This window comes from Enterobacter sp. RHBSTW-00901 (assembly GCF_014103115.1).
Lineage (GTDB): Bacteria > Pseudomonadota > Gammaproteobacteria > Enterobacterales > Enterobacteriaceae > Enterobacter > Enterobacter cloacae_P.
In genome coordinates this window covers 3,116,076-3,140,331 of sequence record NZ_JABXPB010000001.1, presented here as the reverse complement: position 1 = coordinate 3,140,331, position 24,256 = coordinate 3,116,076, and the positions used below count along the sequence as shown (strand labels likewise).

The 24,256-nt window shown below is 53.7% G+C and carries 22 protein-coding genes; 7 read left to right on the top strand and 15 right to left on the bottom strand.

Annotated elements, in window-relative coordinates; translation table 11 throughout:
* Positions 1 to 170 precede the first annotated feature (170 nt).
* Complete coding sequence (locus HV318_RS15080) at positions 171 to 1,301, top strand: hypothetical protein (RefSeq protein ID WP_182273398.1); 1,131 nt, start codon at positions 171 to 173, stop codon at positions 1,299 to 1,301.
* A gap of 57 nt (positions 1,302 to 1,358) precedes the next feature.
* Here HV318_RS15080 and alr read toward each other — a convergent pair whose 3' ends face one another.
* Both alr and dnaB read right to left on the bottom strand, forming a co-directional pair.
* On the bottom strand, positions 1,359 to 2,438 hold the full coding sequence (gene alr, locus HV318_RS15075) for an alanine racemase (protein WP_182273397.1): 1,080 nt from the start codon (positions 2,436 to 2,438) through the stop codon (positions 1,359 to 1,361).
* A 79-nt stretch (positions 2,439 to 2,517) separates the two neighbouring features.
* Entirely contained in the window at positions 2,518 to 3,930 is a 1,413-nt protein-coding gene (dnaB, locus tag HV318_RS15070) for a replicative DNA helicase (RefSeq protein WP_182273396.1), read from the bottom strand.
* Positions 3,931 to 3,995: 65 nt separating this feature from the next.
* Here dnaB and HV318_RS15065 point away from each other — a divergent pair, with 65 nt between their 5' ends.
* Positions 3,996 to 4,979 (top strand): quinone oxidoreductase, encoded by a 984-nt coding sequence (locus tag HV318_RS15065; protein WP_182273395.1) that lies wholly within the window; start codon positions 3,996 to 3,998, stop codon positions 4,977 to 4,979.
* Between the two features lie 184 nt (positions 4,980 to 5,163).
* Here the strand turns inward: HV318_RS15065 and pspG are convergent, their stop codons facing one another.
* The 4 genes from pspG to HV318_RS15045 form a co-directional block, all read right to left on the bottom strand.
* Positions 5,164 to 5,406: an envelope stress response protein PspG gene (gene pspG, locus HV318_RS15060; protein ID WP_182273394.1), complete on the bottom strand. Its 243-nt coding sequence runs from the start codon at positions 5,404 to 5,406 to the stop codon at positions 5,164 to 5,166.
* Positions 5,407 to 5,542: 136 nt separating this feature from the next.
* Positions 5,543 to 6,538 (bottom strand): tRNA dihydrouridine(20/20a) synthase DusA, encoded by a 996-nt coding sequence (gene dusA, locus HV318_RS15055; protein ID WP_182273393.1) that lies wholly within the window; start codon positions 6,536 to 6,538, stop codon positions 5,543 to 5,545.
* An 82-nt stretch (positions 6,539 to 6,620) separates the two neighbouring features.
* The gene (gene traF, locus HV318_RS15050; protein ID WP_182273392.1) at positions 6,621 to 7,868 is read right to left on the bottom strand and encodes a conjugal transfer protein TraF; all 1,248 of its coding nucleotides are present in this window, start codon (positions 7,866 to 7,868) and stop codon (positions 6,621 to 6,623) included.
* Positions 7,869 to 8,038: 170 nt separating this feature from the next.
* A complete protein-coding gene (locus HV318_RS15045; protein WP_182273391.1) occupies positions 8,039 to 8,527 on the bottom strand; it encodes a cupin domain-containing protein in 489 nt (162 codons plus the stop codon).
* Between the two features lie 115 nt (positions 8,528 to 8,642).
* Between HV318_RS15045 and zur the strand changes: the two genes are divergently transcribed.
* Positions 8,643 to 9,158, top strand: a complete 516-nt coding sequence (gene zur, locus HV318_RS15040) for a zinc uptake transcriptional repressor Zur (RefSeq protein ID WP_182273390.1) — start codon at positions 8,643 to 8,645, stop codon at positions 9,156 to 9,158.
* Here zur and dinF read toward each other — a convergent pair.
* The 3 genes from dinF to HV318_RS15025 form a co-directional block, all read right to left on the bottom strand.
* Positions 9,155 to 10,486 carry an MATE family efflux transporter DinF gene (gene dinF, locus HV318_RS15035; protein ID WP_182273389.1) on the bottom strand — a complete coding sequence of 444 codons (1,332 nt, stop codon included), beginning with the start codon at positions 10,484 to 10,486 and terminating at the stop codon, positions 9,155 to 9,157. The two genes, zur and dinF, sit on opposite strands and share 4 nt — an antisense overlap.
* Positions 10,487 to 10,550: 64 nt before the next feature.
* Positions 10,551 to 11,159: a transcriptional repressor LexA gene (gene lexA, locus HV318_RS15030; RefSeq protein WP_182273388.1), complete on the bottom strand. Its 609-nt coding sequence runs from the start codon at positions 11,157 to 11,159 to the stop codon at positions 10,551 to 10,553.
* Positions 11,160 to 11,267: 108 nt separating this feature from the next.
* Positions 11,268 to 11,636 carry a diacylglycerol kinase gene (locus HV318_RS15025; RefSeq protein ID WP_182273387.1) on the bottom strand — a complete coding sequence of 123 codons (369 nt, stop codon included), beginning with the start codon at positions 11,634 to 11,636 and terminating at the stop codon, positions 11,268 to 11,270.
* 201 nt (positions 11,637 to 11,837) lie between these two features.
* Between HV318_RS15025 and plsB the strand changes: the two genes are divergently transcribed.
* Positions 11,838 to 14,258 (top strand): glycerol-3-phosphate 1-O-acyltransferase PlsB, encoded by a 2,421-nt coding sequence (plsB, locus tag HV318_RS15020; RefSeq protein WP_182273386.1) that lies wholly within the window; start codon positions 11,838 to 11,840, stop codon positions 14,256 to 14,258.
* A 67-nt stretch (positions 14,259 to 14,325) separates the two neighbouring features.
* Here plsB and ubiA read toward each other — a convergent pair whose 3' ends face one another.
* From ubiA to malK, 5 genes are all read right to left on the bottom strand, one after another.
* Positions 14,326 to 15,195, bottom strand: a complete 870-nt coding sequence (gene ubiA, locus HV318_RS15015) for a 4-hydroxybenzoate octaprenyltransferase (RefSeq protein ID WP_182273385.1) — start codon at positions 15,193 to 15,195, stop codon at positions 14,326 to 14,328.
* Between the two features lie 13 nt (positions 15,196 to 15,208).
* Positions 15,209 to 15,706, bottom strand: coding sequence for a chorismate lyase (gene ubiC, locus HV318_RS15010; protein WP_182273384.1), 498 nt, complete (start codon positions 15,704 to 15,706; stop codon positions 15,209 to 15,211).
* Between the two features lie 179 nt (positions 15,707 to 15,885).
* Complete coding sequence (gene malM, locus HV318_RS15005) at positions 15,886 to 16,842, bottom strand: maltose operon protein MalM (RefSeq protein ID WP_182273383.1); 957 nt, start codon at positions 16,840 to 16,842, stop codon at positions 15,886 to 15,888.
* 114 nt (positions 16,843 to 16,956) lie between these two features.
* Positions 16,957 to 18,270 (bottom strand): maltoporin, encoded by a 1,314-nt coding sequence (locus tag HV318_RS15000; protein ID WP_182273382.1) that lies wholly within the window; start codon positions 18,268 to 18,270, stop codon positions 16,957 to 16,959.
* Positions 18,271 to 18,341: 71 nt separating this feature from the next.
* Positions 18,342 to 19,451, bottom strand: coding sequence for a maltose/maltodextrin ABC transporter ATP-binding protein MalK (gene malK, locus HV318_RS14995; RefSeq protein WP_182273381.1), 1,110 nt, complete (start codon positions 19,449 to 19,451; stop codon positions 18,342 to 18,344).
* 371 nt (positions 19,452 to 19,822) lie between these two features.
* Between malK and malE the strand changes: the two genes are divergently transcribed.
* From malE to malG, 3 genes are all read left to right on the top strand, one after another.
* Positions 19,823 to 21,013, top strand: a complete 1,191-nt coding sequence (gene malE, locus HV318_RS14990) for a maltose/maltodextrin ABC transporter substrate-binding protein MalE (protein ID WP_182273380.1) — start codon at positions 19,823 to 19,825, stop codon at positions 21,011 to 21,013.
* A gap of 125 nt (positions 21,014 to 21,138) precedes the next feature.
* Complete coding sequence (malF, locus tag HV318_RS14985) at positions 21,139 to 22,683, top strand: maltose ABC transporter permease MalF (protein WP_182273379.1); 1,545 nt, start codon at positions 21,139 to 21,141, stop codon at positions 22,681 to 22,683.
* 14 nt (positions 22,684 to 22,697) lie between these two features.
* Positions 22,698 to 23,588, top strand: coding sequence for a maltose ABC transporter permease MalG (gene malG, locus HV318_RS14980; RefSeq protein WP_182273378.1), 891 nt, complete (start codon positions 22,698 to 22,700; stop codon positions 23,586 to 23,588).
* Positions 23,589 to 23,809: 221 nt separating this feature from the next.
* On the opposite strand, the gene psiE is transcribed toward malG, so the two are convergent.
* Entirely contained in the window at positions 23,810 to 24,220 is a 411-nt protein-coding gene (gene psiE, locus HV318_RS14975) for a phosphate-starvation-inducible protein PsiE (RefSeq protein ID WP_182273377.1), read from the bottom strand.
* Positions 24,221 to 24,256 lie beyond the last annotated feature (36 nt).

The window sequence follows — 24,256 nt, the reverse complement described above, 5'->3', positions numbered from 1 at the left end:
ATTAAGCAGCGCTAAACAAAAAATATAGCATACATTAATTTTCCACCGACATTATTCATAACAAAAACAACCTGGGCCGATTAGCATATTTAAGATGTGAACCGGCTCACCTATTATTTATCTGCATTTATGCAACCCACCCATACATTAATATTTGAATGAGGTTTCTTATGACGACATTAACAGTGTATTTCTGCGGTACCGGTTCGAATAAATTTGATGACACACATGTTAACTACTGGAACGGGGAGTTAATTTCGACGCTCGCCGCCAATAACAAAGGTAAAGAGTTTGCGGAATGGATCATTCTTGATGGCCCAGGAAGTGGCAACCTCCAGAGTGATGAGCTGTGGGTAAAAAGCGGTGATTACGGCCAGCTACGTGGTCGGCTTTTTGGAAGCGGCTGGAACGAAAATATTCAGCATGCCCTCAATATTATGAAAGGGCACGTTGACTGGCAGCGAGAAAAGCTCACGAAAGAGAATTATGAGCAGCTGAAAAAGGCTGGTATCCCGATTGAGGACGTCGAAGTCACAGGCTCGTTCTGGTGGCGTAAATATGATTACGGCGACCGAAAAGTCACGCAGCAGGCGCTGCAGCAGCAGATCATTAAAACTTTCCGCAAGGGGCAAATTCTGCCGACGCAGGTCAACCTGGTAGGATGGAGTCGGGGTGGGATCAGTTGCCATATGCTGGCCAACGCCATGCTGGCCGACCCGGTTCTGACAACCATCCCGGTCAATATTTTTGCAGTTGACCCAGTTCCGGGAACAGGCAATTTCAAATCAGACAAAGTGACCTTAGGCAGCAACGTCAAAGAGTATGTTGCTTTTTATGCCAAAGATGAGCGCTCAACAGGTTTCTCCTGTGTCATCCCTGAAACCCATAATACGACGCGTGTGCACATTTATCCGATGTCTGGCCGACACGCGACCCTCGTCGGCAATGCATCGGCTAATGGTGATAAGGGGCCAAAAGTAGCGCATGAACCAGGCATGATCGTGCGTCATTTTGCAGAGGTTTGTCTGCAAAGATGGGGCGTGAATATGGACAAGAAACTCAATCTGGACGGGATACAGCTACTTGAGTTGCATCAGTCAATTCAGCGTAACGCTGCGGTATTTAGCCAAATGCGAAACACCGTTTACACCGTTTCCGAGAATGACCAGGGTGAGCGCTACGTTTCCCGCGCAAGCACCGGGATGCCTTTCTCAGCAGTGCACGGAGTGCCTTTCACCCCTGAATCGGGGCTGGTATCGGAATACCTCACGAATCAGGCTATTTACGACGTGCTGAAATAAGACGTTCACCGCATCCAACGGTCATATCGGCTGTTGGATGCGGACATTCAGGCACGGTTAATCGATATACTTCATCTCCACCCGCGACGTCAGGCGCGTGATAAGTTCGTAAGCACTTACTTTCGTGATTTCAGCAATGCGTTCAACGGGTAAGCCTTCGCCCCACATCACCACCGGATCGCCAGCCTTGTCCTGTGCCTCTGGCCCCAGGTCAACGCAGATCATATCCATCGCCACACGGCCCACAATCTGCACTTCACGGCCATTCACCAGCACCGGCGTACCGGATGGCGCAGCGCGCGGGTAACCGTCACCGTAACCCATCGCCACCACACCCAGACGCGTATCGCGCTTGCTGTCCCAGGTTCCGCCGTAGCCCACCGGTTCACCCGCTTTGTGCTCGCGCACGGCAATCAGGTTAGAAACCAGCGACATCACCGGCTGCAAGCCAAAATCTGGCCCCCACGGTTTATTCTCCAGCGGCGACACGCCGTAGAGAATAATCCCCGGGCGCGCCCAGTCGAAGTGCGACTGTGGCCACAACAGAATGCCGCCGGATGCCGCAATAGAGCGCATCCCCGGCTTGCCTTCACAGAAGGTGTTAAAAATATCGAGTTGCTGCTCGGTTGCGCCACATTCTGGCTCATCTGCGCGAGCAAAATGGCTGACAATATTCACCGGCTGACGCACGTTTTTGCACTGACACAGACGCTGATAAAACGCCTCTGCGTTTTCCGGGCGCACGCCCAGACGGTGCATGCCCGTGTCGAGCTTCATCCACACGGTGACCGGCTCGCTCAGCTCTGCCGTTTCCAGTGCTGCCAGCTGCTCTTCGTTATGTACCGCTGTGTGCAGGTGCTGATCGGCGATGGTCGGCAGGTCGGAGGCTTCGAAAAAACCTTCGAGGAGCAGAATGGGTTGGGCGATCCCGCCTGCACGCAGGCGGAGAGCTTCTTCGAGACGGGCGACGCCAAAGGCGTCGGCATCGGGGAGCGTTCGCGCGGTCTCGAGAAGACCGTGTCCGTAAGCGTTCGCTTTCACGACTGCAACGAGCTTGCTGGCGGGGGCCAGTTCACGCAGACGCTGCAGGTTGTGTCGCAGAGCGCGGCGGTTAATGATTACAGTTGCCGCTTGCATTTGAATTCCTTAATAAAAGAATCACCAAAATCATTCGCGTTGCAGTCAACGCACCTGCGTCGTGAAGGATGAAGGCGATTTACTCATCATCATATTGAGGACCGGCATAGTTGTCGAAACGCGACCACTGTCCGTTAAAGGTCAGACGTACCGTACCGATGGGGCCGTTACGTTGTTTACCAATAATAATTTCGGCGATCCCTTTCAGGTCGCTATTCTCGTGATAAACCTCATCACGGTAGATAAACATGATTAAGTCCGCATCCTGCTCGATGGAGCCGGATTCACGCAGATCGGAGTTCACCGGACGTTTATCGGCACGCTGTTCCAGAGAGCGGTTAAGCTGGGAGAGCGCCACCACCGGCACGTGTAGCTCTTTGGCTAATGCTTTGAGCGAGCGGGAAATCTCTGCAATCTCCAGCGTACGGTTGTCGGAGAGCGACGGCACGCGCATCAGCTGGAGGTAGTCGATCATGATAAGGCCAATACCACCGTGTTCACGGGCGATACGGCGCGCACGGGAGCGCACTTCCGTCGGCGTCAGACCGGAGGAGTCATCGATATAGATATTACGTTTATCCAGCAGAATACCCATCGTGCCGGAGATCCGCGCCCAGTCTTCATCGTCGAGCTGACCGGTACGAATACGGGTCTGATCCACGCGAGACAGCGACGCCAGGGAACGCATCATGATCTGTTCTGATGGCATCTCAAGACTGAAGATTAAAACCGGTTTATCCTGCAACATCGCCGCGTTTTCGACGAGGTTCATCGCAAATGTTGTTTTACCCATTGATGGACGCGCCGCGACGATGATCAAATCTGACGGCTGCAGACCGGCAGTTTTCTTGTTGAGATCGTCATAGCCGGTATTCACACCGGTCACACCATCATGGGGTTGCTGGAACAGCTGTTCGATACGCGCAACGGTCGCATCAAGCACATCGGCGATGTTTTTCGGCCCTTCGTCTTTGTTCGCGCGGCTTTCGGCGATTTTAAAGACGCGGGACTCAGCGAGATCGAGCAGATCTTCGCTGGTGCGACCCTGTGGATCAAAACCCGCCTCGGCGATTTCATTCGCCACCGAGATCATCTCACGCACAACGGCACGTTCACGCACGATGTCAGCGTAAGCGCTGATGTTCGCCGCACTTGGCGTATTTTTAGAAAGCTCTGCCAGATAGGCAAACCCACCGACGCTGTCCAGTTGACCCTGCCGCTCCAGCGATTCCGCGAGCGTGATCAGGTCAATCGGGCTGCCCGACTCCTGCAGACGCGCCATTTCAGTAAAGATATGGCGATGCGGGCGGGTGTAGAAATCTTCGGACACGACGCGCTCGGCGACGTCGTCCCAGCGTTCGTTATCCAGCATTAAACCGCCCAACACCGACTGTTCCGCTTCAATCGAGTGCGGCGGGACTTTTAACCCGGCGACCTGAAAATCACGTTCACGGGGTTCAGTCTGTTTGTTGAAGGGTTTGTTTCCTGCCATAGTGAATGGAGTTACCGAGATAAAGAGTGGGTCGAAAGATTACCACATTTTCTTATGGAGGAAGCATGGCAACGCGTATTGAATTTCACAAGCATGGTGGCCCTGACGTACTCAAAGCAGTAGAGTTCACCCCTGCTGCACCTGGCGATAACGAAATCCAGGTCGAAAACAAAGCCATCGGCATCAACTACATTGATACCTATATTCGCAGCGGTCTTTATCCCCCTCCGTCAATGCCGAGCGGGCTGGGAACCGAAGCGGCAGGTGTGGTTATCAAGGTGGGCAACGCCGTTAAGCATATAAAAGAAGGTGCCCGCGTGGTGTATGCGCAATCGGCACTGGGTGCATACAGTACCGTTCATAACGTTCCGGCAGACAAAGCCGCAATTCTACCGAATGCGATATCGTTCGAGCAGGCTGCCGCTTCTTTCCTGAAGGGGCTAACCGTTTATTACCTGCTGCGCAAAACCTATGAAATCAAACCCGATGAACAATTCCTGTTTCATGCCGCTGCAGGCGGTGTGGGGCTGATCGCCTGCCAGTGGGCAAAAGCGTTGGGTGCGAAACTTATCGGCACCGTAGGCTCTGCCCAAAAAGCCCAGCGGGCACTGCAGGCTGGAGCATGGAAGGTGATTAACTACCGCGAAGAGAACATTGTTGAGCGACTGAAAGAGATAACCGGCGGCAAAAAGGTGCGCGTGGTGTATGACTCGGTGGGTAAAGACACCTGGGAAGCATCCCTGGACTGCCTGCAACGCCGCGGTCTGATGGTGAGTTTTGGTAATTCATCAGGGGCCGTTACTGGCGTGAATCTTGGCATTCTGAACCAGAAAGGTTCTCTGTATGTTACGCGCCCTTCTCTTCAGGGCTACATCACCAACCGGGCAGAGCTGCTTGAGGCCAGCAACGAGCTGTTCTCTCTGATCGCCAGCGGTGCGATTAAAGTGGATGTGGCCGATGCGCAGAAATACCCGTTAGCCGATGCGCAACGTGCGCATGAGGTGCTGGAGAGTCGGGCGACGCAGGGTTCAAGTCTGTTAATTCCCTGATCCCTGAAAAGAAATTGGGCTTCCCATAGGAAGCCCTTTCTTTTTTTAGTTCGGCTGTATGTAGGGTACAGCTCGATGAATTCTTTAGCGGCAGCCATAGTGACAGATTCGATAAGTAAATCCTATTCCGTTCTAAGCAATGTTGCCGGGAAAGTTGCAGGTATGTGACGAACCCCTCAATACCTTAGTAACGAAAGCGGTTATTACGCTGATAACCGGGAACCTTTGGCGATTTAATCGCCCGTATTACCCATACTACCGCAATCGCCAGCAGTAACCACGGCAACAGTTTGATCGTCAGGGCAAACAATCCGCCGATAAACATCACCGCCGTCGCCACAAAGATAGCGGCCAGAATGCCGAGCAGTGAAACCCCCGTCACCAACAGCATGACAAAAAAGCCAATCACAAAAAGTAGTTCCAGCATGGTGCTCTCCCACGAGTTCCCGAATGATGCAGCGATCATTACAAAAAGCATGCCAAAACTAACTCATTGTTATAAAAGCAAAACGCCCCGCAATATTTTGCGAGGCGTGGTGAATTTGACGATCTTTTAGCGAAATTTATCGCTTATCTGCCACCAGACGCAGCGCGTGTTCCAGCACGTCGATATCCGCACCGGCTTTATGCGCATTTTCGCTCAGGTAACGACGCCACTGACGCGCCCCCGGGATCCCCTGGAACAGGCCGAGCATATGGCGGGTAATGTGACCAAGGTAAGTCCCATTGCTTAGCTCACGTTCGATATACGGATACATGGCACGCACCACGGCAACCGGATCGGTATCTGCACCTTCAATGCCAAAGATTTCGCGATCGACCGTCGCCAGGAGCCCAGGGTTCTGATACGCCTCGCGCCCCACCATTACGCCATCCATATGTTCCAGATGCGTTTTGGCCTCGTCCAGCGACTTGATACCGCCGTTAATTGACAGGGTCAGATGTGGGAAGTCACGCTTCAGCTGATACACACGCGGGTAGTCCAGCGGCGGAATTTCACGGTTCTCTTTCGGGCTAAGACCCGAGAGCCACGCTTTGCGTGCGTGGATGATAAACATCTCGCACTCGCCTTTCCCGGCAACCGTATTGATGAAATCGCACAGAAATTCGTAACTGTCCTGGTCGTCGATACCAATACGGGTTTTAACCGTTACCGGAATGGAGACAACATCGCGCATCGCCTTGATGCAATCAGCCACCAGCTGCGCGTTCCCCATCAGGCATGCGCCAAACATACCGTTTTGCACGCGATCGGAAGGGCAACCAACGTTAAGGTTAACTTCGTCATAACCGCGTTCTTCCGCCAGCTTCGCGCACTGCGCCAGGGCTGCCGGATCGCTGCCGCCAAGCTGCAGGGCAACCGGATGCTCTTCTTCACTGTAGGCCAGATAGTCACCCTTACCGTGAATAATCGCCCCGGTAGTCACCATTTCGGTGTACAGCAACGTATGGCGGGAGAGCTGACGCAGGAAATAGCGGCAGTGTCTGTCCGTCCAGTCGAGCATCGGCGCAATGGAAAAACGGTGTGCAGGGAAAGCAGTCTGTAATTCTGACGACATGGCGAAGTTTTAAGCATCTGGTGGAAAAGGGGCGCTACTATAGCACAAAGAAAAGCCGGAGGCGCAGCGCCTCCGGTGCACTTTAGAACGTCAGGCTCAGCTGTGCCCCTGCGCCCCAGGTTTCATCTTCGCCGTACAGACCCATCAGGTCGACATGTACGGTGTTAAGCGGTGCAAAACCCACCCCCGCCGTAAAAACGTTGCTGTCGTTGTTTTTCACATCAGCACGGTAACCCGCGCGAACGGCCAGCCAGTTTAGTGGTGTGACTTCTGCACCCACGCCAACGTACTGAGAGTTCTCTTCGCTTTTAAAGCCTTTGGTTTCGGTCAGGTCACCGTCTGCCGTCAACGTCACGAGATCGGTATGCCAGGCCACACCTGCCGTTACGACAGGACTGATCTGATACGTATCACGTACCCCATCCACTTCTTTGGTATCGATATCACGTGAGAAGAGGTTTTTCCCCGTCAGACCGACAGTCCAGTTATCGCCGAAATCAGCCGCAAGACCGGCATCGACGTTAAACCCGGTGTCGTCATTGCGATAGCGGCTACTGTTGATATCGCCGCTGTCGAAGTTGTAGATAGAGACGGTGTAGTTATACAGCCAGGTTTTTTGCAGCTTTGGGGTGATACCCACGGAAACCGGTACACCGCTAATATCAAACTGATGCGCCACCGCCACGCCATAGTCTGAAACGATAGCCGCACGACCAAAACCTTTTGATTTGAGATCCTTCGGGTCAATGCCAAAAGCGGCAACAGGGGTTGCCTCCACTAAACGTAGTTTATCGATATCCCCCTGATCGATGTAAGAACTCACGCGAGCGCGAGCATTCGCTTTGGCCACAAATGCGAATGAGAGCACATCATCAGGAATGCTTACCGCGATCCCGCCGCCCGCTTTACCGCTGGCAGTTTTTCCTTTCAGCGAATCCAGCTGATCGGCAAGATTGCCTGCTGCAGAAGAAACATCCCGTGAGGCCTGGCTTGAAGGATTTAAGAGATCGATAAGGTTGATAGTATCCAGCGTGCTACGGTACCGACTGACATCGTCGCTGATGTTATCAATCTTATCCCGCAGGTTGTCTTTGTCTGAAATCTGCGCACCAATGGAAGGTAAAATGAGCGTCACACCATCATCAGGTTTCGCTTTCGCCAGCAATGCCGGGTTGATTAACACCCCACTGCCGTAGCTGCCTGCTGCGACGCCCGTGCCCCCCATCGCGTCGCTGCGCGCCTCTGTCCAGGTATTGGCTGCCCCCGCCTGATTTGCCATAAACAAGGAGACAGCGATGCTAACCACCGAAAATTTAAAATGTTTCTTCACAGTATGCTCGTCTTATAATCTGTTATGAAATAACCCCTGTCTGTTATCACCCAAACAGGCACGAACTATTGCTGTGAATAAGTACAAAAAGACCCGCTTTTTCCCTAAGTTAAATCACACCCGGGCCTGTTGTAATTTGTGACGACCCTCAATATTTATAGAAGAGGAAATTATTTTCGCCCAGGTTTTCCATCGTGCGGACCAAAAAACTGGGGCGGATGGTCAACCCAGCGGTCCTCGCGCGTGGCGGCGTACACCGGGTTTAGCGGATAGTAGATGCGGTTGTGCTTTTTATTGGCCTCCCCAACGACCAGCAAGCGCACCTCTTCATCAGTGTTGTTAATGAAGGTGTGGCAGACACCCGTTCCGGCAGGAAAACCCACGCTGTCACCAGGTTCGAGTTTCCACAGATAACCGTTAATCCAGGCCTCGGGGTAACCTTCCAGCACATAGATAAATTCCTCTTCGTCGCTTTCCGCGTGAGGATACGAGGTACGACGCCCCGGAGGGAGACGCTCATGGTGAATACCAATACGGCCCAGGCCCAGCTTGCGGGCCAGCGGTGCACCGATGGAGAAACGCTCGTGACTGTCGGAATAGGTAGAGTCATCTGCCCCTTCAACGTCACGCCAGTGCCGAATACAGTCAGGTCTTTTCATCGTAAATGTCCAGAATTGCGATGCGTCAGGTATAGCACAGCCTGGCGGATCTCGGTGTTTTTACCAGAACATGATAAAGTGAGGGTTTCCCAGCCTATAACATCCGGGGTGCTAAATGGATAAGACCGCAACGCAAGAGCTGTTAGCGCAGGCAGAAAAGCTGTGTGCGCAACGCAATGTGCGCCTGACTCCGCAGCGCCTTGAGGTATTGCGACTGATGAGCCTGCAGCAAGGAGCCATCAGCGCATACGACCTGCTCGACCTGCTGCGCGAAAGCGAGCCGCAGGCAAAACCGCCTACGGTTTATCGTGCGCTGGATTTCCTGCTGGAACAAGGGTTTGTTCACAAGGTCGAATCAACAAACAGCTATGTGCTGTGCCACCTGTTTGATCAACCGACCCACACATCTGCCATGTTTATCTGCGACCGCTGCGGTGTGGTGAAGGAAGAGTGTGCAGAAGGCGTTGAAGACATCATGCATTCGCTGGCAGCCAAAATGGGCTTTGCCCTGCGTCATAACGTGATTGAAGCACACGGGCTGTGCTCCGCATGCGTGGAAGTGGAATCCTGTCGGCATCAGGATGAGTGTCAGCACGATCACTCTATCCTCGTGAAGAAAAAACCACGTTAACAGTGGTGGGATGAAAACCAGGTATCACGCCGCCAGTGGCGATGCCAGATAAACGCCAGAGAGAGGCCGCGCAAGGCAAGAAAGACTGCCAGCGCCAGCCACAAACCGTGGTTGCCCAGAGACGGGAGCGTCAACAGCGTCAGACCAAAGCCTGCCGCTGCGACCGCCATGCTGTTGCGCATCTCCGCCCCTCGCGTCGCACCGATGAACATACCGTCCAGCAGATAGCACCAGACGCCCACCACCGGTAAGATCGCCTGCCAGATGAGATAATGACCCGCCAGTTCACGAAGCCGGGGGAGCGACGTGAGTAACGCAATGATCTGTTGGCCAAAACAGGCATAAGTCAGTGCAAACGCCAGCGCCACCAGACCCGCCTGACGACAGGCTGCCCGCCATACATCACGGAGCTGACCGCTTTCACGCGCACCGTATGCCTGCCCGGAATGCGCTTCAACAGCGTAGGCAAAGCCATCCAGCGCATAAGCGGTAAAGGTGAGCAGCGTCATCAGAACCGCATTAACCGCGACAATATCTGGCCCAAGACGCGCCCCAAAGACCGTCAGTGCGCCAAAGCAGAGCTGTAACAAGAGCGAGCGCAACATAATGTCGCGATTAAGCGCCAGCAGTGTGCGGATATTGCCACGCCACGCGGTTTTCAGTAGAGAGACAGAGATACCGCGCATGGTCAGAACATGCCAGACCATCCACAACCCGATAAAAAATGTCCCGTATTCCGCAATTGCCGTCGCCAGTGCTGCACCCTGCACGTTCATATGCAGGCCCATCACCAGCCAGAGGTCGAGCACAATGTTGAGGAGGTTTCCCACTACCAGCAGAATGACCGGCGCACGAGCATACTGCACGCCCAATAACCATCCAAGCAGCACCAGATTTGCCAGTGATGCAGGCGCACTGAGCCAGCGAATTTCAAGGAAACGTCGTGCCTGCTCAAGTACCGTCTCACTGCCACCAACAATGTGCAACGCCAGATCAATCAGTGGGGTACGCAGCAACACGATTAACGCCCCTGCACCGAGCGCCAGAATTAACGGCTGAACAAGCGCACGAGCCAGACGCAGGGGATCTTTCGCACCATATGCCTGTGCCGTCAACCCCGTGGTGCTCATGCGTAAAAAGAGCAGGAGCATAAAGAGGAAGCTGGTTGCCGTTGCGCCGATAGCCACACCGCCCAGATAAACGGGTGAATCCAGATGACCAATCACCGCCGTATCCACCAGCCCCAGCAAAGGAACGGTGATATTGGAAAAAATCATTGGCAGAGCAAGACGCCACAATGCCTTATCTGAAGCCGTCAGCAGTGACATGAAAAAATACCAGGAGCGGGAAATGAATCAGGCTACGGAGACTCCGTAGCCTGTCGGGAAGAGATTACAGCCATTCACCGTTGCGAATAACACCTACCGCCAGCCCTTCAATAGAGAAGTTCTGTTCGCGGAGATCCACCACAATTGGGGAGAACTCGCTGTTTTCCGGTAGCAGCTGCACGGTATTACCCTGTTTTTTCAGGCGCTTAACGGTAACTTCATCATCAATACGCGCGACCACAACCTGGCCGTTGCGCACGTCCTGCGTTTTGTGAACCGCAAGCAAATCGCCATCGAGAATGCCGATATCCTTCATGGACATACCGCTTACGCGCAGCAAGAAATCTGCGCTCGGTTTGAACATGCCAGGATCGACCTGATAGTGACCTTCGATGTGCTGCTGTGCCAGCAGCGGTTCACCAGCAGCGACACGGCCAACCAGTGGAATTCCCGTCTCTTCTTCTACCAGCAGACGGATACCGCGTGAAGCACCCGAAACAATCTCAATCGCGCCTTTACGCGCCAGCGCTTTAAGGTGTTCCTCGGCAGCATTTGGAGAACGGAAACCCAGACGCTGCGCAATTTCCGCACGCGTGGGTGGCATACCCGTCTGGCCGATATGATCCCGGATGAGATCAAACACCTCTTGTTGCCTGGTCGTTAACGCTTTCATTCCGCCCCCTGGGTGTATATACAGTTATGCTGTGAGTATATACAGTCAAAGGTGATTTTGGAACCAAAAACTGCACAAAAAACCAGGGACTTAATTATTCCTCGAGGCTCATCGGAAATGTGACCAAAGCAGCGTGACCCAGGTGATGACCGCAGTGATAATCGACAGCAGTACAGCGGCAGACCCCATGTCTTTCGCGCGCCCAGAGAGCTCGTGGAACTCAGAGCCGATGCGATCCACAACGGCCTCAATAGCGCTATTGAGAATTTCCACTATCATCACCAACAGTACAGAACCAATCAGAAGAACGCGGGTTATGGCATCAACATCAAGGAAACAGGCGATGATAACCGCGACGATAGCGGTAACACCCTCCTGGCGAAAAGCGGCTTCATTAGCCCACGCGGCACGGAAACCTTTCCATGAATAGCCGGCAGCTTTGATGATTCGGGTTAACCCAGTGGTATTATTGGCCATTAAAAGAACCTTTTATGAGAAATAGCGTCAGTAACTATACACAAAATCATTCATGCAGCGGCAAGGTGAAGGATGAAGTGTATATAGCTGCAACGCGTTTTGCTGCAGCCCGAAGTATGACGGGTAACAACAGTAATTTTGCGCGCTTTCTGTTATCCTTGCGCCGCAATTGCATTATTAACCAGAGGCTTTACATCGTTTATGTCCGGCTGGCCACGAATTTACTACAAATTACTTAATTTACCATTAAGCGTCCTGGTAAAAAGCAAGTCTATCCCAGCAGAACCCGCGCTGGAATTGGGGCTCGATACATCGCGCCCTATCATGTACGTTTTGCCTTATAACTCGAAGGCAGACTTGCTGACGCTTCGCGCCCAGTGTCTGGCGCACGATTTACCCGATCCGCTTGAACCGTTGGAAATCGACGGGACGCTACTGCCGCGCTACGTGTTCATTCACGGCGGGCCGCGCGTGTTTACCTATTACACGCCAAAAGAAGAGTCCATCAAGCTGTTCCACGACTATCTCGACCTGCACCGCAGTAATCCTGACCTGGATGTACAGATGGTGCCGGTTTCGGTGATGTTTGGTCGTCGCCCGGGTCGTGAAAAAGGCGAAGAGAATCCGCCGCTGCGTATGCTCAACGGCATCCAGAAATTCTTCGCGGTTTCCTGGCTGGGGCGCGATAGCTTTGTGCGTTTCTCCCCTTCAGTCTCGCTGCGCCGGATGGCGGACGAGCACGGCACCGATAAGATCATCGCGCAAAAACTGGCGCGCGTGGCGCGTATGCACTTCGCGCGCCAGCGTCTGGCCGCCGTTGGGCCACGTCTCCCGGCGCGTCAGGATCTGTTCAACAAGCTGCTGGCCTCCAAAGCGATCGCTCGCGCCGTTGAAGACGAAGCGCGCAGCAAGAAGATTTCGCACGAGAAAGCGCAGCAGAACGCCATTGCGCTGATGGAAGAGATTGCCGCGAACTTCTCCTACGAGATGATTCGCCTGTCCGATCGTATTCTGAGCTTTACGTGGAACCGCCTCTATCAGGGGATTAACGTTCACAACGCCGAGCGCGTGCGTCAACTGGCGCATGACGGCCACGAAATTGTCTATGTTCCCTGCCACCGCAGCCACATGGACTACCTGTTGCTCTCTTACGTGCTTTATCACCAGGGGCTGGTACCGCCGCACATTGCTGCCGGTATTAACCTGAATTTCTGGCCTGCAGGCCCGATTTTCCGCCGCCTCGGAGCGTTCTTTATTCGTCGTACCTTTAAGGGCAACAAGCTCTACTCCACCGTGTTCCGGGAATATCTGGGCGAACTGTTTAGCCGCGGTTATTCCGTGGAGTACTTCGTGGAGGGGGGGCGTTCCCGTACTGGACGCCTGCTCGATCCGAAGACCGGCACGCTGTCGATGACCATCCAGGCAATGCTGCGCGGGGGAACCCGTCCCATCACGCTGGTGCCAATCTATATTGGCTATGAGCACGTGATGGAAGTGGGTACTTACGCCAAAGAGCTACGCGGGGCGACCAAAGAGAAAGAGAGCCTGCCGCAAATGTTGCGTGGCCTCAGTAAGCTGCGCAACCTCGGCCAGGGTTACGTGAACTTTGGTGAGCCAATGCCACTAATGACGTATCTGAACAACCATGTTCCGGAGTGGCGTGAGTCTATCGATCCAATCGAGGCGATACGTCCTGCCTGGCTGACGCCAACGGTGAACGGTATTGCAGCCGAGCTGATGGTGCGCATTAACAACGCTGGCGCGGCGAATGCCATGAACCTGTGTTGTACCGCGCTTCTGGCCTCCCGCCAGCGTTCACTGACCCGTGAGCAGCTTACGGAGCAGCTTGATTGTTATCTGGATATCATGCGTAACGTTCCGTACTCCGTTGATTCAACCGCGCCTGCAAGCACGGCGGGTGAGCTCATCGAACACGCGCTGCAGATGAACAAGTTCGAAGTTGAGAAAGATACGATTGGCGACATCATCATTCTGCCGCGCGAGCAGGCTGTGCTGATGACGTACTATCGCAACAACATCACGCATATGCTGATGCTACCGTCACTCATGGCGGCAATCATCACTCAGCATCGCCGCATTTCACGTCAGGAGCTGTTGCGCCACGTTGAAGCCATCTATCCGATGCTAAAAGCTGAGCTGTTCCTGCGCTGGAGCAAAGATGAGCTGGCGGTAGAGCTCGATAAAATGACGGAAGAGATGCATCGCCAGGGGTTGATTACCCTTACTCATGACGAGCTGCATATCAGTCCATCGCGTACCCGAACTCTGCAACTGCTGGCGGCCGGTGCGCGCGAAACACTGCAGCGCTACGCCATCACCTTCTGGCTGTTGAGCGCGAACCCGTCCATTAACCGCGGGACGCTGGAAAAAGAGAGCCGGACGCTGGCACAGCGCCTGTCTGTTCTGCACGGCATTAACGCACCAGAATTCTTCGACAAAGCGGTATTCAGCTCACTGGTGCTGACGCTGCGTGATGAAGGATTTATTAGTGATACGGGTGATGCCGAGCCGGAAGAGACGCTGAAGGTTTATCAGATGCTTGCCGAGTTGATTACCTCAGATGTGCGTTTAACGATTGAGAGTGCGACGCAGGGCGAATGATGCTATCAGCCCAGCTATCTCTGTGAGAGAGAGAAAACAAAACGGCAGCTATTCGGCTGCCGTTCTTCTATGAAAAGTAACTCATAACCAGCCCTAAAAAAAGCACCAGACCAACATAGTTATTATTCATGAACGCTTTAAAGCAGGCTTCACGTTCGCGCTTTGCAATCAGCTTTTGCTGATATGCAAACAACAACCCCGCCACCAGCACTGACCAGTAAAACGCCCAGTTCAGCCCGTTCAGGCGACCAATCACTACCATCAGCGCCAGCACCGCTGCCTGCAGAATGCCAATGATCAGTTTGTCCTGGCGACCAAACAGGATCGCGGTCGATTTAATGCCAATTTTCAGGTCATCATCACGGTCAACCATCGCATACTGCGTATCGTACGCTACGGCCCAGAGGATATTCGCCAGGAACATCAGCCAGCAACTGAGCGGCACAGACTCACTCACTGCCGCAAATGCCATGGGAATCGACCAGCCAAACGCCGCGCCCAGCACCACCTGCGGCAGATGGGTATAACGCTTCATGAATGGATAAACCCAGGCCAGCGCCAGCCCTGCAATGGAAAGCAGGATGGTCATCGTATTCAGGGTTAACACCAGCATGAAAGAGAACACAACCAGCACGGCAAACAGTGTAAGCGCCTCTTTCTCGGTAACCTGCCCGCCAGGCAAAGGACGATTAGCGGTACGCTTCACATGCCCGTCAAACTTACGATCTGCATAGTCATTGACCACACAGCCCGCCGCACGCATCAGCCAGACACCGGCGAAAAATACGCCCAGGATCCACAGCGGTGGCATCCCCGGGGTCGCCACCCACAGCGCCCATAAGGTCGGCCATAGCAGCAGTAATGCGCCAATGGGTTTATCTGTACGCATTAAGCGGTGATAGGCCAGCAGCTTATTCTGCGTCAGGCTCCACTCCATTTTTTTCTTCCTCTCAGTACAACGGCGACGCCGGTAAAAAAAGCTCCGTCAGTATTAGCGGCTTACCACTCAGGCGAAGGCGGGAACGACGCCCCCACAGGTCGGCTTCACTTCCAATCTCAATAAAATCCCGGGTAAGTTCAGACGATGTGAAAAGATAGCGCCCAAGAGGCGTTTTCCCCAGCCGTTGCAGAGCCAGCTCCGGCCCGGAAAGAGTGGACTCGGGAACCACCGTCCGACCAGCAAGCCACGGCTCACCGTCAGCACACAGTAAAATTTCACGCAGCCAGTAGCGATTTTCTTTCGGCAACAGCGGCAGCTCACTGGCAATTTCATCGGCAGAAACAAACCCTTCCCGAATCATCGTCACCGTGACCGTTTTGCCCTGTTGTTCAAAACGTTTCGTCATGGAATCTTCCAGCAGCAACCAGTCACGTTGCTCCGGATCAAGCGCAGGTATTTGGTCGAAATAGCGTAGCGCACGCAGTTGCGTTAGCGCAGGGTGTGACATGCCAGACTCTCCGATACATAACGTAATGGCATTGTATCGCAGAAAAGCAGATTGAGGGCGGCCAAACGTTATTTAGCGATCACTATCGCAACAATGGCGCAACAGCGCAGGCGGTACAAAAAAAGTGCGCCCACTCAGGCGCACTAAACTACTAACAAATCAGCACTGTGGGGAGACGGTTACCCCTTGCCTTTTACACTGCTGATAAAGGTGGAACGGGCAGTGGTGGAACCTAAACGCTCGGCTTCATCAAGCAGTTTCAGTGCTTTGTCGACATCGCCGCGCTTCACCGCCTGCTTAATGGCATTGTTGAAATAGGTTTCGGTGTCGTTCAGCATCGGATCGGCTTTCTTCGCCGGAGCTGGTGCGGCAGCGGCAACGGGTGCGGCTGCTGCTGTGGCAGCTGGCGCGGTGTACACAGGTGCAGCAGTATTGCCTACGGTGACAGGGCCAGTACCGGAGGAACCAAACAGTGGGCCAACCAGCACGCTGGAAGCATTGTTAGTAGAGACTTTCAGTTTCAGCAGACCGTCGGTGACGTGGCGTGCTAATGGATCCGGAATATCCGGAACAGAGTTACCCGTCCCTTTGGCGTAGGCTTTCGCCGGATCGATAAGCTTCGTGGTCTGCTGCAAATCTTTCTCTGTTGTGAAGACCAGAACATAAATCTTTTGCTGACCCAGGGCAGGCGTCAGGCGCATTTTGCCTTCCAGGCGGTCGGCGCTCATGACGCCAGGCTCCTGGTAGCTGAAATATTCACTCGGGAAAAATGCAGATGGCGTCAGATTCTGATCCAGAATCAGCACGTTAGGTGCAAAGACGCTGGTCTGCTTATTCACTTCACTGGTCAGCGTGAGGGTCAGTTCACCGATGTTCGCCGGTACGCTAAAGGCGGCAACCGGGCCAGTAATTCCCGGTACGTTCAGGGGTTGGCCACCAGCAGAAAGCTGGGTTGACTGGGTTTTGGATTGATCAACCGGGACCCAGGTCAGTTGCTGGAGCGCCGCCGCCGGAATAGCAGGGGCAGCACTGGTATTTTGTGGTACGAAATTGACGTCTGCGAAGGTGATAGCTGGAGCACAGGCCAGCAGCCCCGCAGAGAGGCACAGCGCGACGAGACTTTTCTTCATTTTCATTGTTATTACCTCTGATAGCGTGAGCACTGCGGTGGCCAGGCAATAGCGCGCAGTACCCTAAGGATAGAGGGGCTTACGCCCCTCTTTTTAGGTCATTACGTCAGGTCTAACGAATTACCACCAGATTTCCATCTGGGCACCGAAGGTCCACTCGTCGGAGTCACCACGGCTGAAGGTTTTCGCGGAGGTGTCGCTGTACGCGATGCCAGAGTCATAACCAGCACCGGAGTCACTGTTTGCGTAGCCCCATTTCTCATCCCACTTCGCATAGGTTGCGAAGACACGGATAGCCGGACGGGACCAGATGCTGTCGCCTGCCTGCCATTGCTGTGCCAGGGTGATTTTGTACTGGCTGTTGGTGTCGTCAGTTTTCTGAGACTTAACGTTGTCGTAGCCAACTTCCAGCAGGGTACTCATGATTGGCGTCCATTTGTACATAGGACGCACACCGACGGTCCACCACTTGGTACCGTTGTTGTTATCCAGGTTGATGTCCTGGTACATACCCACATACATCAGATCCCAGGAGTCGCCCAGAGAGATCGCACCGTGGTCCAGCACGCGCCACATGTCGCCGTTGTTGTTGATGCTACCACCTTCCGGACGGCCTTTACCGTTGGAGGTCATAGAGTCAGTTGCGTACTGCAGAACGAACTTGTTGAAGCCCTTCAGCATGCTCTGGGTGTGTTCAGCAGTGAACATCCAGCCATCTTTAGACGCGCCAGGCTGCAGGTAGTAGTCATCAGGAATGTTGGTGTGACCATAGTCAACACCAAACTCCAGCGTACCGCCGTCGTTGATCTGCATCTGTGCTAAACGGACGTCGAAGACATCGTTCGGTACCAGGTTGTCATAAATACGATTACCCAGTGCATCACGGTCAGCGAAGGTTGCAGAACCGCCCGATTCGGAAGAACGGGTTGCTGCCAGAGAGAGTTTACCGAAGCCCAGATCGATGTTTTCGATACCCGCACCAGGACCAGAAATATCCCAGTAGTAGAAGTCGATCATGTGAACGTCATGACGTTGATAGAAACGCTTACCGGCCCAAATGGTGGAGCCTGGCAGTGCTTCGATGAGATTTTTACCCTGCACGTTAGCTTCACGGAAGGCTGGGCTGGTGGATTCCCAGTCGTTCTGCTGAGAAACGGAATACGCGACGTTGGTGTCGAAATAGAAGCTCTTATCACCTTCTTTCCACACTTCCTGGCCCAGTTTCAATTCCGCATAGGTTTCACATTCGTTACCAAGACGGTATTTACTTTGAGCACCGGTTGCCTGGAAACATTGTTGTTCACCGCCACTCCCGGTCCAGCCGATGCCAGAACGAGCATAACCTTTAAAGTCTACGGCACCCGCCTGGGCAGACAGGATGCCTGCCGCAATGGCGATTGCCAGAGGGACTTGTTTGCGCAGAGTAATCATCATTCTATCTCCTGAGATCATTGCTTTTCTTTGAACACTTCACCTGTCGGTTTCGTGTCTTCTTTTGGGATTGCTTAAACGCCTGGCTCTTTATGCAGCCGACGACATGCGGTGCCATCCTCACGGAACAGATGGCAACGCTCTGGCGGCAAACCGATAGCGAATGTGGCACCCTCTTCTACCAACACCACGTCATTCTGGCGGTACACCAGGTTCTGACGAATGGCGGGGATCTGGATATGAATCTGTGTTTCGTGACCAAGTTGTTCTACAACCTGAACTTCACCTTCCAGGGTCACATCAGCGATGTGGCTCGGCAGTAAATGTTCAGGGCGAATACCCAGGGACATGTTTGCCCCTACCTGTACGTTGGCGCTGTCGACCGGCAACCAGATTTGCTGGCGGTTTGGCAGCTCCACCTGTACCTGTTCAATGGCTGTCGCGGTCACTTTGACGGGCAGGAAGTTCATCTTTGGCGAGCCAATGAAGCCCGCAACAAAGCGGTCTGCCGGGTAGTGATACAACTCCAGCGGTTTACCCACCTGCGCCACACGACCGGCGTCCAGCACCACAATTTTGTCGGCCAGCGTCATCGCTTCGACCTGATCGTGGGTGACGTAAATCATCGTGCGGCCAAGACGTTTGTGCAGACGGGAGATTTCGATACGCATCTGAACGCGCAGCGCGGCATCCAGGTTAGAAAGAGGTTCATCGAGCAGGAACACGCGCGGTTCTGCCACCAGCGTACGGCCAATTGCCACGCGCTGACGCTGACCACCGGAGAGCGCTTTCGGTTTACGCTCCAGCAGATGAGCCAGCTGTAACACTTCCGCCACCTGAGTGACGCGCTGGTTAATCACCTCTTTCTTCGCCCCCGCCAGCTTCAGACCGAAAGACATGTTCTCGGCCACGGAAAGATGGGGATAAAGTGCATAAGACTGGAACACCATACCTACGCCACGTTCCGCGGGCGGGATGTCGTTCATTCGGGTATCACCGATCAGCAAATCGCCGCTGGTGATGGTTTCAAGACCGGCAATCATACGCAGCAGAGTAGATTTACCGCAGCCAGATGGGCCGACAAACACCACGAATTCACCTTCGTGGATGTCCAGATTGATGTCTTTTGACACCACTACATCGCCCCAGGCTTTCGTTACATTACGCAGCTGTACGCTCGCCATGCCCTTCTCCCTTCGTTACAACCTGTCGCCGACAGAAACATTCAAGATAAGTTCACTATGGGGTATCCATTACTTTCGCAAATCCTCCACCCCCCGGCTTTTTTATGGGGGAGGAGGCGGGAGGATGAGAGAGCAGGCTCTGCGACCGCCGCAGGAGGGCTGAGGCAAAATTCGTGAAGCCGCCTGCAAAAATCAGCGTGTTTTTATGTGCGCCAGCACTCATAACCTAGGTTTATGCAACAGAGATCACACAAAGAAGGGGTGGGGCGTAGGACTTGGGAGGATGGAAAGAGGATGTCAAATAAGGAGACTGAGTCACGTTGAACCACCTCATGTATCCACGAGCACATCACCAAAAAAGGATGGCAGATATGAAGATCAAGACTGGCGCACGCGTTTTCGCATTGTCCGCCCTGGCAGCAATGATGATTTCCGCACCGGCTCTCGCCAAAATTGAAGAAGGTAAGCTGGTTATCTGGATTAACGGCGACAAAGGCTATAACGGCCTTGCCGAAGTGGGTAAAAAATTCGAAAAAGACACGGGTATTAAAGTAACCATTGAACACCCGGACAAACTGGAAGAGAAATTCCCACAGGTTGCTGCAACGGGTGACGGTCCGGACATCATCTTCTGGGCACATGACCGCTTCGGTGGTTACGCGCAATCAGGTCTGCTGGCTGAAGTGACGCCAGACAAAGCGTTCCAGGACAAACTGTTCCCGTTCACGTGGGACGCCGTTCGCTATAACGGCAAGCTGATCGCGTACCCAATTGCGGTTGAAGCGCTGTCTCTGATTTACAACAAAGACCTGGTGCCTAACCCACCGAAGACCTGGGAAGAGATCCCGAAACTGGATAAAGAGCTGAAGGCGAAAGGTAAGAGCGCCCTGATGTTCAACCTGCAAGAACCGTACTTCACCTGGCCGCTGATTGCTGCTGACGGTGGTTATGCATTCAAGTATGCAAACGGCAAGTATGACGTTAAAGATGTGGGCGTGGACAACGCTGGCGCGAAAGCGGGTCTGACCTTCCTGGTTGACCTCATCAAGAACAAACACATGAACGCGGATACCGATTACTCCATCGCGGAAGCAGCATTCAACAAAGGCGAAACGGCGATGACCATCAACGGTCCGTGGGCCTGGACCAACATCGACAAGAGCAAAATCAACTACGGCGTAACGCTGCTGCCAACCTTCAAAGGCAAGCCGTCTAAACCGTTCGTTGGTGTGCTGAGTGCGGGCATCAACGCCGCCAGCCCGAATAAAGAGCTGGCGAAAGAGTTCCTGGAAAACTACCTGCTGACCGATCAGGGTCTGGATGAAGTGAACAAGGACAAACCGCTGGGTGCTGTTGCGCTGAAATCCTTCCAGGATCATCTGGCGAAAGATCCACGCATCGCCGCAACCATGGATAACGCCCAGAAAGGCGAAATCATGCCGAACATCCCGCAAATGGCTGCGTTCTGGTATGCCACCCGTACTGCAGTTATCAATGCCGCAAGCGGTCGTCAGACTGTTGATGCTGCACTGAAAGATGCACAGGGTCGTATCACTAAGTAATGCCGTAGTTCCCTCTCCCTTTGGGAGAGGGTTCGGGTGAGGGTTGTCGCTATCCGCACGCCCTCACCCCGGCCCTCTCACCCAGGAGAGGGAGAAGAGATCAAACGTGGTAGAGGAAAAACCTCATGGATGTCATTAAAAAGAAACACTGGTGGCAAAGCAACGCGCTGAAGTGGTCGGCAATAGGTTTGCTGTGTCTGCTGGTGGGTTACCTTGTTGTTTTAATGTACGTACAAGGGGAGTATTTGTTCGCCATTGTGACGCTGATTTTAAGCTCCGCTGGCCTGTATATTTTTGCCAATCGCAAAGCCTATGCCTGGCGTTATGTTTACCCTGGCGTGGCTGGGATGGGGCTGTTTGTCCTGTTCCCACTGATCTGTACCATCGCCATTGCCTTTACCAACTACAGCAGCACTAACCAGCTTGCTCAGGAACGCGCGCAACAGGTGCTTCTGGACCGCTCTTACCAGGCGGGTAAGACCTTCAACTTCGGCCTGTATCCTGCGGGTAATGAGTGGAAGTTAGCGCTCACTGACGAAGAGAATGGCAAAAACTATGTTTCCGATACGTTCAAATTTGGCGGCGAGCAGAAGCTGGCCTTAAAAGAGGCGGCAGCCCTGCCAGAAGGTGAACGTGCCAACCTGCGTATCATTACCCAAAACCGTCAGGCGCTGACTCAGATCACCGCCCTACTGCCAGACGAAAGCAAAGTGACCATGAGTTCGCTGCGCCAGTTCTCCGGCACACAACCGCTCTACACTCTGGCGGATAACGGTACGCTGACCAACAACCAGAGCGGTGTGAAGTACCGCCCGAACAACGACATTGGTTTCTATCAGTCCATTACTGCCGATGGCAAATGGGGTGATGACAAACTCAGCCCAGGCTATACCGTGACCATCGGCTGGGACAACTTTGCCCGCGTCTTTACCGACGAAGGCATCCAGAAACCGTTCTTCGCTATCTTTATCTGGACGGTAGTCTTCTCCGTACTGACCGTTCTCCTGACCGTCGCCGTGGGCATGGTACTGGCGTGTCTCGTACAGTGGGAGTCCCTTAAAGGCAAAGCGATTTACCGCGTGCTGCTGATTCTGCCGTATGCCGTACCGTCATTTATCTCGATTCTGATTTTCAAAGGGCTGTTTAACCAGAGTTTCGGTGAAATCAACATGATGCTGAGCGCACTGTTTGGTATCAAACCGGCCTGGTTCAGCGACCCAACCACTGCCCGTTCGATGATTATCATCGTGAACACCTGGCTGGGTTATCCGTACATGATGATCCTGTGCATGGGTCTGCTGAAAGCGATTCCGGACGACCTGTATGAAGCCTCGGCAATGGACGGTGCAGGCCCGTTCCAGAACTTCTTTAAGATAACGCTGCCGCTGCTCATTAAGCCGCTGACGCCACTGATGATTGCGAGCTTTGCCTTTAACTTTAACAACTTCGTGCTGATTCAGCTGTTGACCAACGGTGGCCCTGACCGTCTGGGTACCACCACGCCAGCAGGCTATACCGACCTGCTTGTGAGCTACACCTACCGTATCGCCTTTGAAGGCGGTGGCGGTCAGGACTTCGGTCTGGCGGCAGCGATTGCCACGCTGATCTTCCTGCTGGTAGGCGCACTGGCGATTGTGAACCTGAAAGCAACACGCATGAAATTCGACTAAGGAGGGCACTGAATATGTCTATGGTTCAACCTAAATCTCAGAAACTGCGCCTCCTCGCGACGCACTTAGGCCTGCTGATTTTTATTGCGGCGATTATGTTCCCGCTGCTGATGGTTATCGCCATCTCCCTGCGCTCAGGTAACTTCGCCACCGGGAGCTTGATCCCGGACGAGATCTCCTGGGAGCACTGGAAGCTCGCGCTGGGCTTCAGCGTAGAGCACGCCGATGGCCGCGTGACCCCCCCCCCGTTCCCGGTGCTGTTATGGCTGTGGAACTCGGTAAAAATCGCCGGGATCACCGCGATAGGTATTGTCACGCTCTCCACCACCTGTGCTTACGCCTTTGCCCGTATGCGCTTCCCGGGTAAAGCGACGCTGCTGAAAGGGATGCTGATTTTCCAGATGTTCCCGGCAGTGCTGTCCCTGGTGGCGTTGTATGCCTTGTTTGACCGTCTGGGCCAGTACATACCGTTTATCGGCCTGAACACTCACGGTGGCGTGATCTTCGCCTATCTTGGCGGTATCGCACTGCATGTGTGGACCATCAAAGGGTATTTCGAAACCATCGATGGCTCGCTGGAAGAAGCGGCGGCGCTGGATGGCGCAACCCCGTGGCAGGCGTTCCGCCTGGTTCTGCTGCCGCTGTCGGTGCCTATCCTGGCGGTGGTGTTTATTCTGTCGTTTATCGCCGCCATCACCGAAGTACCGGTCGCATCTCTGTTACTGCGTGATGTGAACAGCTACACGCTGGCCGTTGGTATGCAGCAATACCTCAACCCACAAAACTACCTGTGGGGTGACTTTGCCGCAGCGGCTGTGCTCTCCGCCATCCCGATTACCGTGGTGTTCTTGCTGGCTCAACGCTGGCTGGTCAACGGCCTGACGGCGGGCGGTGTGAAAGGTTAAGTTTCATCTGTTATGCCACTGCAACCCTCAACTTTAGACGTATTGTATTGACCCAATACTCAAAATATTTTGCGGTGCTGGAAGGCGGCAAGTGAGTGAATCCCCTGGAGCTTACTAAAGTAAGTGACTGGGGTGAGCGAGCGTAGCCAACGCATCAGCAGCGTAAAATATGAAGAGTAAACTTGTGACTGTTGTTAGGCGGCCTCCGGGCCGCCATTTTTTTATTCGCGCTTCAGTCGCTTAGAGTTGCACAACCACAGAGTCACCACGAGGAGCAGGATCGCGGCTGAGTAGATCAACACGTCGAGCGGTGATTTATGATCGACGATGATCAGCCGCACAATGGCGGTGATCCCAATGTAGACGAAATAGCGTAGTGGGAAATGAAAGCCGGACTGAAAGTACTTCACAATCAGGGCGATAAATTCGAAGTAGAGAAAGTAGACCACCAGTCCTTCCACCAGCTCATATTTGCTGGTTTGCTCGGGGGCGAACAGCACATCCGCCAGATGCACCGTCTCTTTACCGAGAAAAACAACCAGTATCAGGCCAAGGCTCAGCAGACCGAGGTTCAGCACGGTCTGGAGGATTGTTGAGATAAACTCAACACGCGGGCGAGTCAGGGATGTCATACAGCACCTCATTCTCCAGGGCGAGAGTCCTGTATA

Bases quoted from the DNA above. Each gene is read 5' to 3' on its own strand.
- pspG (WP_182273394.1), bottom strand. From the start codon at position 5,406: ATGCTGGAACTACTTTTTGTGATTGGCTTTTTTGTCATGCTGTTGGTG.
- HV318_RS15045 (WP_182273391.1), bottom strand. From the start codon at position 8,527: ATGAAAAGACCTGACTGTATTCGGCACTGGCGTGACGTTGAAGGGGCA.
- HV318_RS15025 (WP_182273387.1), bottom strand. From the start codon at position 11,636: ATGGCCAATAATACCACTGGGTTAACCCGAATCATCAAAGCTGCCGGC.
- alr (WP_182273397.1), bottom strand. From the start codon at position 2,438: ATGCAAGCGGCAACTGTAATCATTAACCGCCGCGCTCTGCGACACAAC.
- HV318_RS15080 (WP_182273398.1), top strand. From the start codon at position 171: ATGACGACATTAACAGTGTATTTCTGCGGTACCGGTTCGAATAAATTT.
- HV318_RS15065 (WP_182273395.1), top strand. From the start codon at position 3,996: ATGGCAACGCGTATTGAATTTCACAAGCATGGTGGCCCTGACGTACTC.
- malF (WP_182273379.1), top strand. From the start codon at position 21,139: ATGGATGTCATTAAAAAGAAACACTGGTGGCAAAGCAACGCGCTGAAG.
- dinF (WP_182273389.1), bottom strand. From the start codon at position 10,486: ATGTCACTGCTGACGGCTTCAGATAAGGCATTGTGGCGTCTTGCTCTG.
- malM (WP_182273383.1), bottom strand. From the start codon at position 16,842: ATGAAAATGAAGAAAAGTCTCGTCGCGCTGTGCCTCTCTGCGGGGCTG.
- lexA (WP_182273388.1), bottom strand. From the start codon at position 11,159: ATGAAAGCGTTAACGACCAGGCAACAAGAGGTGTTTGATCTCATCCGG.
- zur (WP_182273390.1), top strand. From the start codon at position 8,643: ATGGATAAGACCGCAACGCAAGAGCTGTTAGCGCAGGCAGAAAAGCTG.
- HV318_RS15000 (WP_182273382.1), bottom strand. From the start codon at position 18,270: ATGATGATTACTCTGCGCAAACAAGTCCCTCTGGCAATCGCCATTGCG.
- psiE (WP_182273377.1), bottom strand. From the start codon at position 24,220: ATGACATCCCTGACTCGCCCGCGTGTTGAGTTTATCTCAACAATCCTC.
- dusA (WP_182273393.1), bottom strand. From the start codon at position 6,538: ATGTCGTCAGAATTACAGACTGCTTTCCCTGCACACCGTTTTTCCATT.
- malG (WP_182273378.1), top strand. From the start codon at position 22,698: ATGTCTATGGTTCAACCTAAATCTCAGAAACTGCGCCTCCTCGCGACG.
- ubiA (WP_182273385.1), bottom strand. From the start codon at position 15,195: ATGGAGTGGAGCCTGACGCAGAATAAGCTGCTGGCCTATCACCGCTTA.
- plsB (WP_182273386.1), top strand. From the start codon at position 11,838: ATGTCCGGCTGGCCACGAATTTACTACAAATTACTTAATTTACCATTA.
- malK (WP_182273381.1), bottom strand. From the start codon at position 19,451: ATGGCGAGCGTACAGCTGCGTAATGTAACGAAAGCCTGGGGCGATGTA.
- ubiC (WP_182273384.1), bottom strand. From the start codon at position 15,706: ATGTCACACCCTGCGCTAACGCAACTGCGTGCGCTACGCTATTTCGAC.
- malE (WP_182273380.1), top strand. From the start codon at position 19,823: ATGAAGATCAAGACTGGCGCACGCGTTTTCGCATTGTCCGCCCTGGCA.
- dnaB (WP_182273396.1), bottom strand. From the start codon at position 3,930: ATGGCAGGAAACAAACCCTTCAACAAACAGACTGAACCCCGTGAACGT.